General features: G+C 72.5%; 14 protein-coding genes and 2 pseudogenes. 7 read left to right on the top strand and 9 right to left on the bottom strand.

The genetic code is table 11. The features are described 5' to 3' along the window. Positions 1–206: 206 nt before the first annotated feature. A pseudogene (locus GQS52_RS28145) lies at positions 207–360 on the bottom strand (IS6 family transposase); the annotation flags it as partial. Between the two features lie 31 nt (positions 361–391). Beyond that, positions 392–1,606, bottom strand: coding sequence for a nucleotide disphospho-sugar-binding domain-containing protein (locus GQS52_RS26775; RefSeq protein ID WP_259371008.1), 1,215 nt, complete (start codon positions 1,604–1,606; stop codon positions 392–394). A gap of 267 nt (positions 1,607–1,873) precedes the next feature. Between GQS52_RS26775 and GQS52_RS26770 the strand changes: the two genes are divergently transcribed. Continuing rightward, a complete protein-coding gene (locus GQS52_RS26770; RefSeq protein ID WP_259371212.1) occupies positions 1,874–2,296 on the top strand; it encodes a transposase family protein in 423 nt (140 codons plus the stop codon). A 532-nt stretch (positions 2,297–2,828) separates the two neighbouring features. On the opposite strand, the gene GQS52_RS28140 is transcribed toward GQS52_RS26770, so the two are convergent. The 3 genes and pseudogenes from GQS52_RS28140 to GQS52_RS26750 all read right to left on the bottom strand — a co-directional run bounded on the left by GQS52_RS28140 (position 2,829) and on the right by GQS52_RS26750 (position 5,681). After that, positions 2,829–4,076 (bottom strand): DUF4253 domain-containing protein, encoded by a 1,248-nt coding sequence (locus tag GQS52_RS28140; RefSeq protein WP_259371007.1) that lies wholly within the window; start codon positions 4,074–4,076, stop codon positions 2,829–2,831. A gap of 42 nt (positions 4,077–4,118) precedes the next feature. Continuing rightward, positions 4,119–4,544: a DUF4259 domain-containing protein gene (locus GQS52_RS26755; protein ID WP_182316106.1), complete on the bottom strand. Its 426-nt coding sequence runs from the start codon at positions 4,542–4,544 to the stop codon at positions 4,119–4,121. 604 nt (positions 4,545–5,148) lie between these two features. Beyond that, a pseudogene (locus GQS52_RS26750) lies at positions 5,149–5,681 on the bottom strand (GNAT family N-acetyltransferase). Between the two features lie 280 nt (positions 5,682–5,961). On the opposite strand from GQS52_RS26750, the gene GQS52_RS26745 reads away from it, so the two are divergent. The 3 genes from GQS52_RS26745 (at position 5,962) to GQS52_RS26740 (ending at position 9,797) form a co-directional block, all read left to right on the top strand. Further along, the gene (locus GQS52_RS26745) at positions 5,962–7,362 is read left to right on the top strand and encodes a DEAD/DEAH box helicase (protein WP_182316104.1); all 1,401 of its coding nucleotides are present in this window, start codon (positions 5,962–5,964) and stop codon (positions 7,360–7,362) included. A gap of 605 nt (positions 7,363–7,967) precedes the next feature. Beyond that, on the top strand, positions 7,968–8,483 hold the full coding sequence (locus tag GQS52_RS28135) for a hypothetical protein (RefSeq protein WP_259371006.1): 516 nt from the start codon (positions 7,968–7,970) through the stop codon (positions 8,481–8,483). A gap of 72 nt (positions 8,484–8,555) precedes the next feature. Continuing rightward, the gene (locus tag GQS52_RS26740; protein WP_259371005.1) at positions 8,556–9,797 is read left to right on the top strand and encodes a hypothetical protein; all 1,242 of its coding nucleotides are present in this window, start codon (positions 8,556–8,558) and stop codon (positions 9,795–9,797) included. 452 nt (positions 9,798–10,249) lie between these two features. On the opposite strand, the gene GQS52_RS26735 is transcribed toward GQS52_RS26740, so the two are convergent. Next, complete coding sequence (locus GQS52_RS26735; RefSeq protein ID WP_182316103.1) at positions 10,250–10,813, bottom strand: snapalysin family zinc-dependent metalloprotease; 564 nt, start codon at positions 10,811–10,813, stop codon at positions 10,250–10,252. A gap of 165 nt (positions 10,814–10,978) precedes the next feature. Beyond that, positions 10,979–12,118: an acyl-CoA dehydrogenase family protein gene (locus GQS52_RS26730; protein WP_182316102.1), complete on the bottom strand. Its 1,140-nt coding sequence runs from the start codon at positions 12,116–12,118 to the stop codon at positions 10,979–10,981. Between the two features lie 77 nt (positions 12,119–12,195). On the opposite strand from GQS52_RS26730, the gene GQS52_RS26725 reads away from it, so the two are divergent. Next, positions 12,196–12,798 carry a TetR/AcrR family transcriptional regulator gene (locus GQS52_RS26725; RefSeq protein WP_182316101.1) on the top strand — a complete coding sequence of 201 codons (603 nt, stop codon included), beginning with the start codon at positions 12,196–12,198 and terminating at the stop codon, positions 12,796–12,798. 70 nt (positions 12,799–12,868) lie between these two features. Here the strand turns inward: GQS52_RS26725 and GQS52_RS26720 are convergent, their stop codons facing one another. Both GQS52_RS26720 and paaI read right to left on the bottom strand, forming a co-directional pair. Continuing rightward, positions 12,869–13,393, bottom strand: coding sequence for a hypothetical protein (locus GQS52_RS26720; RefSeq protein ID WP_182316100.1), 525 nt, complete (start codon positions 13,391–13,393; stop codon positions 12,869–12,871). Positions 13,394–13,759: 366 nt separating this feature from the next. Then, on the bottom strand, positions 13,760–14,146 hold the full coding sequence (gene paaI / locus GQS52_RS26715; RefSeq protein WP_182316755.1) for a hydroxyphenylacetyl-CoA thioesterase PaaI: 387 nt from the start codon (positions 14,144–14,146) through the stop codon (positions 13,760–13,762). A 229-nt stretch (positions 14,147–14,375) separates the two neighbouring features. Here paaI and GQS52_RS26710 point away from each other — a divergent pair, with 229 nt between their 5' ends. After that, positions 14,376–15,599 (top strand): thiolase family protein, encoded by a 1,224-nt coding sequence (locus GQS52_RS26710; RefSeq protein ID WP_182316099.1) that lies wholly within the window; start codon positions 14,376–14,378, stop codon positions 15,597–15,599. Positions 15,600–15,732: 133 nt separating this feature from the next. After that, positions 15,733–16,017, top strand: coding sequence for a hypothetical protein (locus tag GQS52_RS26705; protein WP_182316098.1), 285 nt, complete (start codon positions 15,733–15,735; stop codon positions 16,015–16,017). The last annotated feature ends 40 nt before the right edge of the window (positions 16,018–16,057 follow it).

Genomic DNA, 16,057 nt, shown 5'->3' with positions numbered 1-16,057 from the left:
GGGTAGCTCTCCGTGAGGGTTTTGTCACGTTGGTGAGGTGCTGATCGGTTGAGGCGGGTCGGGGCGTGGAGGGGCGGGCGGGTGCCTGGGGCGTGCCGCGGTGGGCAGGGCGGTGGCGCCGGTGATCTGGTCCCCGACGGCGACGCGGGAGGCTGTCTCGGCGCGGTGGTGGGCGGCGGTCATCAGGGGGTGGCGGGGCCGGGCGGGAACTGCTGAGCTCCGCCGGCGCTGCGGAAGCCTTTCCTCACGCGTTCACGCCGGCGGGTGGGGGTGGTGGCTGTTCTTTGCCCGGTTGTCCAGGTCCTTGTGGGGACGGTGCTCGGTCAAGGGCATCACCTCGCGGTGGGCCGCCCCGTGGGACGGGGACCGGCTCGTCCGGGGGCCGGTGGGGTCAGCCCGTGGCGGCCTGCTCGATCAGATCCGCGGCCGTATGCAGCCCGTTGCGCGCCCGGATCGTCTCACCGACCTCGGTGAGGGTGCGCCGCAGAGTCGTATCGTCGAGCAGACGGCCGATCGCGCCGTGGAGTTGGGCGTCGGTGAAGCGGTACGGGTCGAGCCGGACGCCGTAACCCAGTTCGGCCATGCGCTGGGCGTTGTCGTGCTGGTCCCAGAACAGCGGCAGCAGGATCATGGGCTTGCCGAAGTGGAGGGCCTCGGTGGTCGTGTTGTTGCCGCCGTGCGTGATGACGAGGTCGACCAGCGGGAGGATCCGGGTCTGCGGCAGGAACTCCTCACCCCACATGTTCGGCGGCAGCTCGATTTCCTCGTGCAGCGGGCCTTTGGAGACGATGTAGCGGTGCGGGGTGCGGGCGAGCGAGGCGATGACCCTGCGCATGAGGTCCACGTCGGCTGAGCCGAGCGAGCCGAGGCTGAAATAGATCAGCGCGCCGCCCTCGGCCAGGCCGGGCGGCAGCGTGAACTTCTCCTGCGTCTCGCGGACCGAGGAGTCCAGCCGGTGCCAGGCGGGGCCCAGCGGACGGGCGTCCGTGTAGTCGGCCGACTCGGGATAGACGTACAGGTTCAGATCGCCCTCGTGGATGAACTCCAGGTCGGGCAGCGGAGGCGCGCCCTGTTCGGTCACCCAGGCGCTGAAGTCGTTCCACAGGCTCCGGTGCGTGCGCTCGTACTCGGCGCGGAATTCGTCCCACTCGCTCCGGTCCCCGGCCGGATACCCGGAGAACGGCGGCGGCACGCGCTCTCCTTTCATCTCCAGCGGATTGCAGGAAACGATCCTCACGAAAGGAACGCCCGCCGTGGTCAACGCCGGGAAGCACACGACGTTGTCCTCGACGATCACATCCGGCCGGACCCGGTCGATGATGTCCTTCATCTGCGGCTCGCAGTACCGGGCGCCGGAGACCAGTTCCTCCCACACCGGCTTGATCCAGGTGCCCAGCTGCTCGATGGTCGGCTTCCGGAACTCGGGCGCGGTGTCGCGTACGAAGTCTTTCCAGAACTGGCCCGCGTCCTGGGGCTGTTCGGGCGGTGGGGCCAGATCGACCAGGTCCTCCTCGAAACCGAGCGGCGCGAGGCGGCCCTTCCAGGACGCCTCCGCGGCGAACACCACACGGTGCCCCCGGCGGCGCAGGACACCCCCGATTCCCACGCAGTTGTTCGTCGGCCCGTACGCGCTCTCCGGAGCGAAGAGGATGGTCAGGGGCCGTAACGGCCTTCCCGTAGGCGACAAGCCCAACTCCTTTATTCGATAAGGGGGTTCCGAAGTCTCGCACTGGATCTGAACGCCGGGCAAGACCGCCGGAAGCGCCGTTCTCGGGCCGTCGCTCGTGGTCGCGGGCCGTGTGGCGTGAGGGCAACAGCCAGGCGGTTGGGTCAGCTGTGCGGCGAGGTGCTCGCTGTGGGGGCGAGTTCTGCTCTGCGCTTCCTGTCCGCCCAGCTCCACCGTCGCCGCAAGGAACTCAGCACCCGGTGGCGAAGGCTGAGCACCGGCCAGCAAGCCCTCCTCACCCTCGCCCACCTCCGCAACGGTCACCCGTATGCTCAGCTCGCCGCCGGTTTCGGTATCGGAACCACCACCGCCTGCCGGTACGTCGCCGAGGCCGTGGAGCTCCTGTCCGCCCTCGCCCCGACCCTCACTCCGCACTGGGGTCGCTGGGAGACTTTGTCCGCCGGGCAGAAGGCCGCCAACCGCTCCCACGCGAAGATTCGAGCACTGGTCGAGCAGGCCGTCGCCACCCTCAAGACCTGGCGGCTCCTGCGCAAGCTCCGATGCTCGACCAACCGCATCACCAGCCTCGTCCGAGCCGTCCTCTGCCTGCACCTGGCCAGCTCAGAGTGAAGATGGAAAACGCACAGTTCCTGGGTCCGCATCAGTTGCTGCGAGAGCAGAGCGTCGGGCCCGGCCTTGGGGATCCCGTCGGTCTTGGGGCCGCTGCCGGGCAGGTGGGTGTTGGGGTCGTCGGCGGCCTGCCGGGCCTCCTGCTGGAGCGCGTCCACGCGGTCCAGCAGGGCTGCCGTGTCCTTGAAGTTCCCGAGGAAGTCCGGAAGCGTCTCGTACGCCTCTCGCAAGGCGGCCACGCATTTGTCGCGGGCCGACTCTTCTGTCTTCAGGGCCCGTTCGAACGCCTCGGACGCCTGCTGGTACCAGCGGTTCGCCTCGTCCACGATCGCGTCGACGTCCACGGTCAGCTCGGCGAGAAAGTCCAGGATCCCGGTGGTGCCGCGCAGGTCCCCCCACTGCCGCATCAAACCGCCCCGCGGCCTGTCGGCACCTCCTCGGGCTGTCCACGAGTACCGCCGGCTTACGACGCGGTGAGACGTGGAAGATCACTTCCCGCAGGGCGGGTACTCGTTTCCCGGGCGGGCATGGATCAGTCCCACCAAAAGTCCCAGTGGTGGGCACCGGTGATCCGCTTGGCGTACCCAGCCAGCGTGCAGGGCCGACTGCCCTGCCAGACGTTGTCCGGGCAGAAGGCGAAGTGCTCGGCAGCGACCAGGAGAGCGTCTTCCTCAGCCGTTGGTGGCGCAGCGACACTGAGGTGCAGGGTGGAGAAGCCGACTGCGACGACACGAGCGCCGAATCGGCGCTCCCAGTCGCGGACGATCGCGGAGAACTTCGCGGTGTCGTTCTCGTAGTTGGCGGGGCCGGACCAGCCCGCGGCAGTGAGGGCATCGGCGCCGGAGGCGGCGGCGACCAGTCCCAGTCGTGACTGTGGGTGGTCGGAGAGAAACGACTGCGCGTACTCGGCGGCGAGTCGGTCGGCGTTCGTTGCCGTCCCTCGGCCGGGCGCGAGGCCTGGCCAGTTTTGGCCGAAGGGGGCTGTGACAGCAAGGCGCCTCTCGGAGGAGAGCATGTCGTCGTCTTCGTCGGCGGCTGTGTACGTGGCCCACCACTGGGCGAGAACACCTTCCGGGTCGTGACTCGCGGGGGAAGACATTCGTTCGGGGAAGATCTCGCCCGATCCCCAGGGGCGGAACTCGTCATCGTCGGAATCCAGTGGGTCGAGCAGCAGTGGCCACAGGCCGGAGCGTGTGTGCTCGGCGTGTACTCGTGCCCACAGTCCAGCTGTGGCCGGCTGATCACTGAGCCACAGGGGCTGTTCGCCCCCGTGGCCTTCGTCGGAGGTGACCGTCCGGCCGGGCGGGAGCAGGGCCTCAAGGCTCGATGGGGGTTCAGGGTGCGCGGGGGACGTTAGTGCCGGGACCGGGAGATCTCGCCTGGAGAGGCCGACCACGCGGTCGCGGAACTGCTGGAAAGCATGCCAGCTCGACGTTTGGCACGGGGTGAGCAGGTGCCCTTCCGCGCAGTCGAGGACTTTGCATCGCAGGGCTTCGGCAAGTCGGAAGACGGGGGCGAGCACGTCGTCGCCGGACCCCCGGATGTGGAGCATGATCGAGTCCACCGGGTCCTTCGAGCCGATGTTGAGTTCCATGGACCAGCCGGGCCCGAGGAGTTCGCCCCAGGTAGGGTCCGAAAGATCAGCTTCGGGCACGGCCCGGCCCACGGCCGCAAGTATCTCTTGCCGGGGGCCGAGTGGGGGCGGGGCGTAGTCCTCAGGTACCTCCTGGGCGGGTGAGACCCCGTCGGGCAGGTGAAGGAGCAGAACGTCCCAGCTCATGCGGGCCTTCCGTGGGGGAACGAGAAACAGGACGGGGTGGGGTCAGCGCGAGCGGAGTTCTTCGCCCGAAGGCTGCGGCAGTAGTGTGCTGCGCAGCCGGTCGATCGTTGCGCGCCAAGGGTCGCCTTCCGATTCGGCCCACAGGTCCATCAGCTCGGACGGTTCGGTCGTGACTCGGTCGAGAGCTTGGAGGGCGAGGTCGCGCAAGCCGGTGAGGTCGGGAAGGGGCTCGTCCGGCCCGTAGACGGGATCGGCGGGCTCGCCCCCGGGGCATTGCGCGGCAACGAGGGCAGCCGCGACCACGGCCTCTTCGGATTCAGGCGCTTCGAGGTAGCCCGCAGTGCCGATCACACGGGCGAGAGCGTCGTGGACGATGCTCTTGCGCTCGTTCGGGGCTGCCTCATCGAGGTCGCCGCAGAAGTCTGCCGCGGTGTCGTTGTCAAAGGGGCCGACATCCCATGTACCCATACGTCTCTCCTGCATCGTTGTCCGGCTGGGCATCCTGGCAGGAAGCACTGACAAGGAACGCAAGCACTTAGCCCTGCCGCTTCCGGCTGCTGCCCTTCCCCGGCCACCGCTCTCGGCATCGGCTGTATCCGGGAGGCGGGCCCGGCCGGGAAATGCCTCCCGGCCGGGCCCGCCGAGGGTGCGAGTGGTGTGGTAATCCGCGGCCCAAGAGGCCTTCATCTGCCGGCCACCCACAATCGCGGCGGGTCAGGGTCTCATCAGCTTGCCCCGCCCGGGCCCGCAGCCACCGGGTTTCGAACCCCACTCCACGGCTGCGGCCCTCAGTTGCGGGACAATCTTTACGAGCTCGTGCGTGGTTGGTGGTGAGGCGTCGAGCTCATGCTCGGAGGCCGGCCCCCGGCCAGCCGTGTCAACAACGTTGCGGGGCAATACGCCCAGGCCCTGCGGAGGCCGTCTGCCGGGTGCGGCCCGGTGCTGCGGGGGTCGGCCGAGCGTCCGTGTCGGACCTGGCCGGGCGGCCTGGCCGGGCGGGGCGGGTGGGCTCAGGAGCGTCGCTCTGAGGGGCCGGGGCGTGGAGGGCGGCGGTTGCCGGCCGTCCCGGGGCTCAGGCGTGGAACTCGGTGAGGTCGATGCTGTGGACGCGCAGTGGGAAGCCGTGCTCCGGGTGCACAGTCTCGCGCTCCAGCACCATGCCGAGCTTGCGGATGACGTTCTCGGAGGCATTGTCCCCCGCGCGGCTGATGCTGATGACGCGGTCGAGTCCGCGGTCCTGGAGCGCGAACTCCAGCGTCGCGTGGGCGGCTTCGGAGGCGTATCCCTGGCCCCGGAACTGTGGGCCGAGGCGCCAGCTGATCGCCACGGCGGGCAGCACCTCCGGCAGGAACTCGGGCACGGACAGCCCGGTGAAGCCGGCCAGTTCGCCGGAGGCGAGCAGTTCGACGGCGAAGAGACCGAAGCCCTCCTCGTCCCATTCCTCTTCCCACTGCTCGATCGCCTCGGCGGTGCGCTCGAGATCGTGCGGGAAGGCCTCATCGACCCGGTGCACGCCCCGGGGGTCCGCGTTGATGTCCGCCATCGGCACGAGGTCGTCGTCGTGCCAACGGCGGAGGAGGAGGCGGGGGTGCGGATCTCGGTCATGGGCGCCCATCCTGCCGGAGGCAGGGGCGCCACCGTTAATCGGTGCTCGTGCCGCGGGAGCGGGACCCTGGGTCTCATGCCGTGGTCACGGGTCCCGCTGTCCGACCGTTACCGGCGTGATCACGTCCGCTCCGTCCGAGGCGGGTGGGGCGGGTACGGCCGGCGCGGTCTGCGTGGGTGGTGCGCTGGTAAAATGGTGGCACGCTTCGTCGTTCCGGGGCCCGTACCAAGGGGTGCGGGCCCCGGCTCGTTCCGGGCGCCAGACCACGGAAGGGTCCCCATGAATGCGAAGCCGCCAGCCCCTGGGTACTCCGGTGCCGACAGCGTCCCGGCGGCGGCGCGGGGCGAGTCTCCGGCGGTGACGCCGACGCCCGGTTCGCCGCCCGCGCAGTCCTTCGCCGAACTGGGGCTGCCCGCGGAAGTGACGCGGGTGATGGCCGACTCCGGGGTGACGGAGCCGTTCCCGGTCCAGGCGGCCACGCTGCCCGACGCGTTGGCCGGCCGGGACGTCCTCGGCCGTGCGCGGACCGGGTCGGGCAAGACTCTCGCCTTCGGGCTGGCCCTGCTCACCCGTACCGCGGGTCGGCGCGCCGAACCGAAGCGGCCGCTCGGGCTGGTCCTGGTGCCGACGCGGGAACTGGCGCAGCAGGTGAGTGACGCGCTGACCCCGTACGCGCTGGCGCTCCGGCTGCGGCTGGCGACGGTGGTGGGCGGGGTGTCGATCGGGCGGCAGGTGACGCTGTTGCGGGCGGGCGCCGACGTGGTCGTCGCGACCCCGGGGCGGTTGACGGACCTGGTGGCGCGCCGGGACTGCCACCTGGACCAGGTGCGGATCACGGTGCTGGACGAGGCGGACCAGATGTGCGACATGGGGTTCCTGCCCCAGGTGTCGGACCTTTTGGACCAGGTGCGGCCCAGTGGGCAGCGGATGCTGTTCTCGGCGACCTTGGACCGCGACATCGACCGCCTGGTGGGGCGCTACCTCCACGACCCGGTGCTCGCGGCGGTCGACCGGGCGGCGGGCGCGGTCATCACGATGGAGCACCACGTGCTGCACATCCACCCGGCGGACAAGTACGCGACGGCGACGGAGATCGCCGCCCGGGACGGCCGGGTGCTGATGTTCCTGGACACCAAGCACGGGGTCGACCAGTTCACCCGCCATCTGCGCGGCAGCGGCATCCGGGCCGCCGCGCTGCACAGCGGGAAGTCGCAGCCGCAGCGCACGCACACGCTCGCGCAGTTCAAGAGCGGTGAGATCAGCGTGCTGGTGGCGACCAACGTGGCCGCGCGGGGCATCCATGTCGACTCGCTCGACCTTGTCGTCAACGTCGACCCGCCCGCCGACCCCAAGGACTACCTCCACCGGGGCGGCCGCACGGCACGTGCGGGCGAGTCGGGCCGGGTGGTCACCCTTGTCACTCCGGGCCAGCGGCGTGACGTGAACCGGATGATGTCCGACGCCGGGATCCGGCCGGTGGTCACCCAGGTGCGCTCCGGCGAGGAGAGGCTGACGGTCATCACGGGCGCGAGGCGTCCGCCCGCCGGAGGCCGGCCGGCCGGCGGCAACGCGCCGTTCCGCGGCCTGGGCTCCCGGGCCCCGAAGGAGTCGCGCAAGGCGGCCGAGGCCCGGGTTCTCGCGGAGGCCCGCAAGGCCGCCAGGGTGCGCAGGGGCCACTGAGGCCGTGCCGTCGGCCCCGGCTGCCGTGGCCGCGTCCCGCCCTCGTGGTGCGCCGTGCGGTGGAGAGCGGCCGGGTCGGCCGGTACGGGGCGGCAGGCGGTGTGTCCAGCAGGTCGGTGCCGGTGTCCGCCGCGGCGGCGTCGCGCAGCACGCGGGGCGGCAACCGGTGGCTGCGCCGGGCGGCCGGGGCCCCGGCCGCGTTGATCTGCTCGTCCGCCCCCGCGGCGTGGAACTCGTACGCCGCGGGGGCAGGACGGGGTGGGCCTGCTCCGTCGGGCGGGTGGGCGCCTGTACTGCGGGGCTTGTCCTGTCACGCGGACCACGCAGTCGACGAGGTCCACTCCGGTGACGTCCTTGACCAGGTAGGGAATCTCGTCGCCGGCGAGCCGGACGTGCGTTTCGACGACCCGCGGGCCCGATCCGGTGAGGACCACTTCGGTGTGGGTGACACCGTAGGTGATGCCCAGGGCGTCCAGGAGCCGCCGCACGTACCGGTGAACGCCCTCCGTGACCGACTTCGTCGGATCCGCCAATTCCTTCGACACGGCACGAGCCGGCTGACAGGCTGTGCACATGACCTACGGAATCGAGTCCCGTCCCGCCCTGTGAGCGCCCCGAAGGAGCACAACGCGCTCGCCTTCCCGACCTCTCTGTACGACCACGCCCTGCGCCTGCTGCGCGAGTCCCCCGGTGGAGTCCCACCCCGGCACGGCTGGTTCTTGCACCAAGAGCCCGCAACGGGCGAAGGCCCGCTCTCCCGGGAAGATGCGAGGAACGCCGTCGGGGAAGCGCTCGCCCCGCTCCCGGACGACCCCGTCACCCTGCACCACCGTTTCGTGCGGCTCGGCATCCGGGATCGCCACAGCCGTCCGGTCCGCTCCGCCGTCGCCGAGCTGCCGCTGCCGGCCGGGCAGTGGGGTGCCGCCCGCTCCTTGGGGCGGCGGCTGGCCCGGACCGGGACGACCGTACCCGCCGTCGCTGCGGGGATCGCCCTGCTGGCCCGGTTCGGCGAGCCCGAGGACGTTCCGTGTCTCTCCGTTCTCGGCCTTTTCCGGGAGTTCACCGGCCAGGCGGTCGACGCTCTCGACGTCCTCGATCGCCGCTCCGCTGCTGTCGTGTGACTCACGGTCCACGCCCGCCGCGACGAACTGCAGCCACTCGTCCGCGCTCTGCGGACAGGAAACCGGCCGGCCGTGCACACGGAGCTGGTCGCGTTTCCCGCCTCATCCCGCTCCGTCGGCAGCGCGGCAGCCCGCCGGATCGCAGAGGCTTCCCGGCTGCCGGAGCTGCTCGAGCGCCATCCCTTCGACACGGACCTGCTCGCCCGGGCCGGCAGGCTGCTCGTCCGGATGGGGAGCTCGCGCGGTGAACCGACCGACCTCCTCGACTACTGCGACGCGCTCGGCGTGTACGACAGCGTCGTCACGCGAGCCGGCCTGCTGCCGCCCACCCTCGACAACGCCGCCATGCTGCTGTCTCTCGCACTGGACCTGAGCAGCGGCACCGGCGTACTGCTGAACTGGCCGCCCGGACGGCGTGCTGCACTGCTGGAATCACTCGGGCGGCTGCTGGACGAGCCCCGATGGGCAGCTGCGGGCGCCGCCGCGAGCGGGGCGGAGCAACGGTTCCGAGCCGACTGGATCCGCCGCACCGGACGGCAGCCGTTCAAGCGCCCCGCCACGTCGGGCGGGCTGCGCATCGAGGTGGTGGCCGGCGACCCCGCGGACCGGGAGCCCGTCGAGACGCGCATCATCGTCGACGGCCGTCCGGTGGTCCCGGCGGTCTTCGGCCGCGGCCCCGCCCACAGCCCCGAGTACCTGCTGGACAACGGTCTGCTACGGGCCGGCACGGAACCTCGCGAGGTGCAACTCGCAAAGGCCCACTGCACCGAAGGGTGCTGCGGCGCGCTCTACGTCACCGTCCGGCGGGATGCGGACCAGGTGGTGTGGGAGAACTGGCGGCGACCGCAGACCGTGCCGGGTTCCCACGGGCCCGCGCCCGAGTTGCCCGCCCACCGGTTCGACGCCTCCGCCTACGACGCGGAGACGGCCCGGGCGGAGGACGACCGCCCCTGGTCCTGGCCGGCCCGCACCACGGCCCGCCTGATCAAGGCGGGGCTGGTCGAGAAGCCGGAGCTGTTGAGCCGGTGGGACGCGCGCCGCGGGTGGATCGGCACCGGCTTCGACGACCCGGACACCACCGTGGTGACCTTCTTGTACGTGCCGGGGCCGGCGGCCGGGAGGCCGGAACGGGCCGAAGAGTCGGTCCAGTTCCGCTGGGTCGTCCCGGACGACGGCACTCCGCCACGGGCACAGGCGGCTGCCGCCTTGCGCCGGCTGGCCGAGGAGGACCCGAAGTCCTACGCGCGGGTGTGCGGCGGCAGCCGCGAGCGCGCCGAGGAGCTCGGGTTCCCCTGGCCCGACAGCACCCGGTGAGCGCCCGGTGGTTCACCGCGGAGCAGCACCGCGGGGCCCGCGCCCCGCCGCGCGGCCCCTCTTCCGCGTGCACGCTCCGCCCCGCTGCTGGACACGTTCAAGGCCCCTCCGCATCGGCGCGGCGCGCCGCACTCGTTCACCGGTGCGGCCACCCTCCGCCTCGTCCTCCTCCTCCCTTGTGCCGGCCGGTGCCCCCTCGGGTGCGGAAATCCGACACCGGTCCCCGGTCCGGCCGGGATTCCCCGCACTCTCCGTGGGCCCGCAGGGCCGGTGGCAACGCTCCCGGGCGGCACCGGGCCCCGGTCCCGCCATGCTGCGAGGGGGGACCGGGGCCCGGTGTGCCCGGTGCCGGGGGCGGTCCGGCAGGCCGAGGGGTCCTGTCCTGCGTTCCCTGCCGTCCCGCCCGGGCGGGGTGTGCGGTGTGCGGAGGCGGAAGTGCCCGCGTCCGCGTGTCAGTCCACAATCGTTGTGCCGGACGGTACTGCCGCGGACCGGACGAGCGCGCCGCCGAAGTTGTCCTCGACCTCGGTCTTCTCCGCCGCGTTCGGGTACGGGTTGGTGCACGCGGTCCCGGCGCTGGAGCCGGACATCAGGCTCGAGCAGGGGCCGGGCTTGCGGTCCGGCAGGCCCAGGATGTGGCCGAGTTCGTGCGCGGATATCCGGATCGTGTCGTAGCCCTGGTCGACGGCCTGCCGTCCGATGTAGACGGTCCCGTTGCCCAGGGTGGTGGGGAGGGCGCGGGGCCAGCCGTCGTCGGCGAGGATCCGTATGTTGGCGCGCTGCCCGGCCGTGACCGGCCGCAGTTCGACGCCGTCGACGCTCTCGTTCCAGATCGCCGCGCCCCGGTCGACCGCGGCTTTGAACTCCGCGGACGCGGCGGCGTCGTAGGTGAGTACCCGTGGTGCGAGGGCGCTGTGCCCCGCGGTGGAGGGGGCGGCGGAGGCTTGGCCTCCGAGCAGGGAGAAGGTCACGGCCAGGGCGGCGGTGACTCCGCGTACGAGCGGGCGGCTGTGCACGGTCGACCTCCTTGTGGGGAGAAGGCGGACGTGTTCATGACACGCTTCGAATTCCCTGCCCGCCGCGGGCGGGTCCCAATCCACCGGACGGCACGGCCGCCCCGCCCGGGGCCGCAGGGCCGGTCGCCCCGCGCCCCCGGGACAGCGGGCGCGGGGCCCGCGGCGTCAGCCGGCGAGGGAGCGGCTGATGACGAGCCGCTGGATCTGGTTGGTGCCCTCGAAGATCTGCATGACCTTTGCTTCGCGCATGTAGCGCTCGACGGGGAAGTCGCGGGTGTAGCCGTATCCGCCGAGGACCTGCACGGCGTCCGTGGTGACCTTCATCGCCGCGTCGGTCGCGACGAGCTTCGCCACGCTGGCGTGGCGGCTGAAGGGACGGCCCGCGTCGCGGCGGCGGGCGGCGTCCAGGTAGGTGGCGCGGGCGGAGTCGACCGCGGCGGCCATGTCGGCGAGGAGGAAGCCCAGGCCCTGGTGGTCGATGATCCGTCGGCCGAACGTGGTGCGCTCGCGGGCGTAGTCGACGGCGGCGTCGAGGGCGGCCTGGGCGAGCCCGGTGGCGCAGGCGGCGATCCCGAGGCGTCCGTTGTCCAGGGCGCTGAAGGCGATCTGGAGGCCCTGGCCCTCCTCGCCGAGGAGCCGGTCCGCCTCCAGCAGCGCGCCGTCCCAGTACGCAGCGGCGGTGGGTATCCCCTGGAGGCCCATCTTCCGCTCGGGGGCGCCGAAGGACAGGCCTTCGACGGCGCCGGGGGCGAGGAAGCAGGATATGCCGCGGCTGCCGGGGGCGGTGCGGGCGAACAGTGCGTAGAAGTCGGCCTTGCCGCCGTGGGTGATCCACGCCTTGGTGCCGGTGATGCGGTAGCCGTCCGGGGTGCGTTCGGCCTTGCAGGACAGTGCGGCGGCGTCGGAGCCGGCCTGGGGCTCGGAGAGGCTGTAGCCGCCGACCATCTCCCCGGCCAGCATGCGGGGCAGCCAGCGCTCCTTCTGCGCGGGGGTGCCGAAGGCGTTGAGCGGGTGGCAGGCCAGGGCGTGGACGCTGGTGGCCACGGCGACGGCCGCCCAGCGGGCGGCGAGCTCCTCCAGTACCTGGAGCCACACCTCGTACGGCTGGCCCCCGCCGCCGTACTCCTCCGGGTACGCCAGGCCCAGCAGGCCGGCCCGGCCGAGGGTGGCGAACAGGCCCTCGGGGTAGGTGCCGGCCTCCTCGTGCCCGGCGGCACGGGGGGCGAGTTCCCTGTCGGCGATCTCGCGGGTGAGCGCGAGGAGCTCGGCTGCCTCAGGGGTGGGCAGCAGTCGGTCGACGGCCACGACAACTCCAAGCGGTACTGGAGGGGGTACGAAAGTACCGGCAAGAATAGCCTAGGACGCCTGGAATACTGGTGCGAGTGATCGAGACCCCAGCCACCGGCGTTCCGAGGCCGACGGGCCGCGGCGCCGCCCGCCGGTCCGAGCTGTTCGAGGACCTCGTCGCCCTGCTGATCAGCGAGGGCTTCTCCCGGTTCACCCTGGACGACCTCGCCGCCAGGCTCCGCTGCTCCAAGCGCACGCTGTACGGGCTGGCGGGCAGCAAGGAGCAACTCGTCCGGGCGGCCGTGGTGCACTTCTTCCGCCGCGCCACCGTGCGGGTGGAGGCGGCCCTGGCGGCCGAGACCGACCCGGCCGGCCGGCTGGCCGCCTACCTCGGGGCCGTCTCCGCGGAACTGGCCCCCGTGTCCCCCCGGTTCTTCGACGACGTCGCGGCGTTCGAACCGGCGGCCGAGGTGTACGACCGCAACACCCGGGCGGCGGCGGACAGGGTGCAGGAGCTGATCTCGGAGGGGATGGCCGCCGGAGCCTTCCGGGAGGTGCACGGCGCTTTCGCCGCCGACGTCATCTCCTCGGCGATGGTCCGGATCCAACGCCGCCAGGTGGCCGCGAACACCGGCCTGAGCGACGCGGAGGCGTACCGCCACCTCGCCGACCTCCTGCTGCACGGCCTGACCCGCTGAGGACCCGGTTCCCGCCCTGCCGGCCCTGCGGCGCGGTAGGCCACCCCGGCTCCCGGCCGCCCCGTGCGGGTCACCAGGTGTGGGCGACGTCCACCACGAGGTGGTCGGCGGTCCGGAAGACCCGGAAGGGCAACCGGGCCCGGACCCCGAGTCCGATCTGGGTCTCGCCCTCGAAGCCGCCGGCGAAGCGCGCGTCCCGGAAGGTGCGGTGGCCGCCGAGGGCGACGCCGGGCAGCGGGGCGCCGAACTCCGCGTCGTAGGTGGGCCCACCGGTGCGGACGTCGTAGGAGGGGGCTCCGACGACGACTTCGAGGACCGCCCCTCCCCCGACGGGAACCGGGCTGCCGGAGCCGAGCTGGTGGAGGGTGTCCACGTACCGGGCCCGGCAGCCCGCGTCGAGGCCGCCGCCCGTGTCGCGCAGGTCGAACACCAGGCGGTCGAAGCACTCGTGCCGCCCCGCCCTGATGCCCGTCAGCTGCGGATGGCTGCCGCCCGGGAGGCTCTTGTCCCTGCTGCCCCAGTCCGCCACGCACTCCTGCACGTCCGGAGGCACGGCGGTCGTGGCTGCTGTCGTCGGCGCTGCGGTCTTCCTCATCGGTCCTGCCTTCCGTGTCGTGGGGGTTACGGCGGCGGGCTGCGCAGGGTGCACGACGCAAGGTGCACGGCGTACGGCGAGGCGCCGTCGTGTGCGGCCCGCGCCCTGTCGAAGGCGGATACCCGACCCCACGCCGAGGAACGTGCATTTTCGGACAAATGAACGAAGATGACGGATCGCCGGCCCGCCGCTTCCCGTACTCACGGCGCGGCAGGAGGCGCTCCCGGGCACACGGGGCGGGGCGAGGGACCGCGCCGGAGAACGGGGGCACTGCAGGCGAAGGCCGTCCGCCGGTCCGGCGCGGTTCCCCGCTTCAGGGGCGCGCCCTGCGGGGCGCGCACGCCGGGACCGCAGGCCCTCCGCCCGTCACGGCTGCTCCGGCCGTGCGCCCCGCAGGGCGCGGCTGCGTCCGCGGAACTCCGCCACCACCTCGTCGCCGCGCAGGACGCTGACGTCGTAGATGCCGCTGCGGCCGAACCGGGTGCGCTCCTCGGCGGTGGCGACGAGGACGTCGCCCTCACGGGCCGGGGCGACGAAGTCGATCCCGGCGCCGGCCGCGACGGTCACGGGGCCGTGGCCGTTGCAGGCGCAGGCGAACGCGGTGTCCGCGAGGAGGAAGAGGTAGCCGCCGTGGGCGATGCCGTGCCCGTTGACCATGGCCGGGGTCACCGTCATGCGGAGACGGGCGGTCCCCTCGCCGTGCTCCAGCAGTTCGATGCCCAGGCTCCGGGACGCCACGTCCTCGGCGAACATCCTCTGCACGGGACCGGGAGCCGTCTCGACGACCTCGTTCACCTTTTACACCACCTTGTATACCGACCGAACATTCGGTTACGGTGCGACGCGGCCCAGTAATTCAGCATCACTCCTGCCTGTCAAGAGGTGGAAAGCATGCCCCACGGCTCTCCCGAGCACCCCGACTCCCCCGTGCACCGCCGCGCACCGTTCGGCCGGGCGGCCGCCTCCCCCCGGGAGGGAAGCCGTGGCTGAAGAGGTCTACCTCGTCGACGGAGCCCGCACCCCGCAGGGCCGCTACGGCGGCGCCCTGGCCGGCGTGCGCCCCGACGACCTGGCCGCCCTGGTCGTCGCGGAGGCCGTCCGCCGCTCGGCCGTCCCGGCGGACGCCGTGGACGAAGTGGTCCTCGGCGCCGCGAACCAGGCAGGCGAGGACAACCGCAACGTGGCCCGGATGGCCGTGCTGCTGGCCGGCCTCCCCCACACGGTGCCCGGGTACACCGTCAACCGGCTGTGCGCCTCGGGCCTGACCGCGGTCGCCTCGGCCGCCCAGGCGATCCGCGCCGGGGAGGCGGACGTGGTCGTCGCGGGCGGCGTGGAGTCGATGACCCGTGCCCCCTGGGTCGTCGAGAAGCCCGGCACCCCCTGGTCCAAGCCGGGACAGATGCACGACACCTCACTGGGGTGGCGCTTCACCAATCCGCGTTTCACCGCCTCCGACCGGGCCGTGCCCGCCGGGGCGGGACCGGAGGCGTCGAAGGTGACCCTGTCGATGGGCGAGACGGCCGAGGAGGTCGCCGCGCTGGACGGCATCACCCGCGCCGACTCCGACGCCTTCGCCCTCCGCAGCCACCGGCGCGCCGTCGCGGCCCGGGAGGCGGGGCACTTCGACCGGGAGATCGTGCCGGTCCCGGTCGGGGACGGCCTCGTGGAGCACGACGAGGGGCCGCGCCCGTCCACGACCTCGGAGAAACTCGGCTCCCTGCGGACGATCTTCCGCAAGGACGGCGTCGTGACCGCCGGCTCCTCCTCCCCGCTGTCCGACGGCGCCGCCGCCCTGGTGGTTGCCGGCGCGGCCGCCGTCGAACGGTACGGGCTCGTCCCGCGGGCCAGGATCGTCACCTCCGCGTCGGCCGGTGTGCAGCCCCACCTCATGGGTCTGGGACCGGTGCCCGCCACCGAGAAGGCCCTCGCCAGGGCCGGCTGGCAGGCCGGCGACCTGGGCGCCGTCGAGCTCAACGAGGCCTTCGCCGTCCAGGCGCTGGCGGTCGTCCGCCGGCTCGGGCTCGACGAGGAGAAGGTCAACGCCGACGGCGGCGCCATCGCACTGGGACACCCGCTGGGCTGCTCGGGCGCCCGCATCCTGCTCACCCTGCTCGGCCGCATGGAGCGGGAGGACGCCCGCCGCGGCCTGGCCACCCTGTGCGTGGGTGTCGGCCAGGGCGTGGCGATGCTCGTGGAACGGGTCTGACCGCCACGGCGCACCGGGGCCTCCCGCGACGGGGGTGCGGCTCGTCCGGGCAGGGAACCCCTCGGCTCGCTCTACCCTCACCGCCGACGGCGGCAGTACGTGCGTCACGGTCTCCGGGCCGGGCGGGCTGGACGTGCGGAGCGTCGAGGCCGTCGGCGTGCTCGACCGTACGGCGGAAGGGCAGGGCTGGGTCGTCGAAGTCACCCTGCGGGACGAGGACGCCGACCGGTTCTCGGACCTGACGGGGCGCCTCGCCGAACGGCCCGAGCCGAAGAACGGTGTGGCCGTCGTGCTGGGCGACCGGTTGATCGCCCACCCCGTCGTGGCGGAGCGGTTGACGAATCCCACCGTCCAGATCGCTGTCGGCCTCGGCAGGGCCGAGGCCCGCGGCCTGGCCGATTCGCTCGGCGCCCGTTGACCCCCTCCCGGCCGGGGTGCGGCTCCCCGTCCTCGGCGCG

Origin of the sequence: Streptomyces sp. SCUT-3 (assembly GCF_014083985.1) — a bacterium.
Classification (GTDB): Bacteria; Actinomycetota; Actinomycetes; order Streptomycetales; family Streptomycetaceae; genus Streptomyces_H; species Streptomyces_H thermolineatus.
The sequence above is the reverse complement of the archived record's forward strand: the minus strand, read 5'-3'. Positions and strand labels throughout refer to the sequence as shown.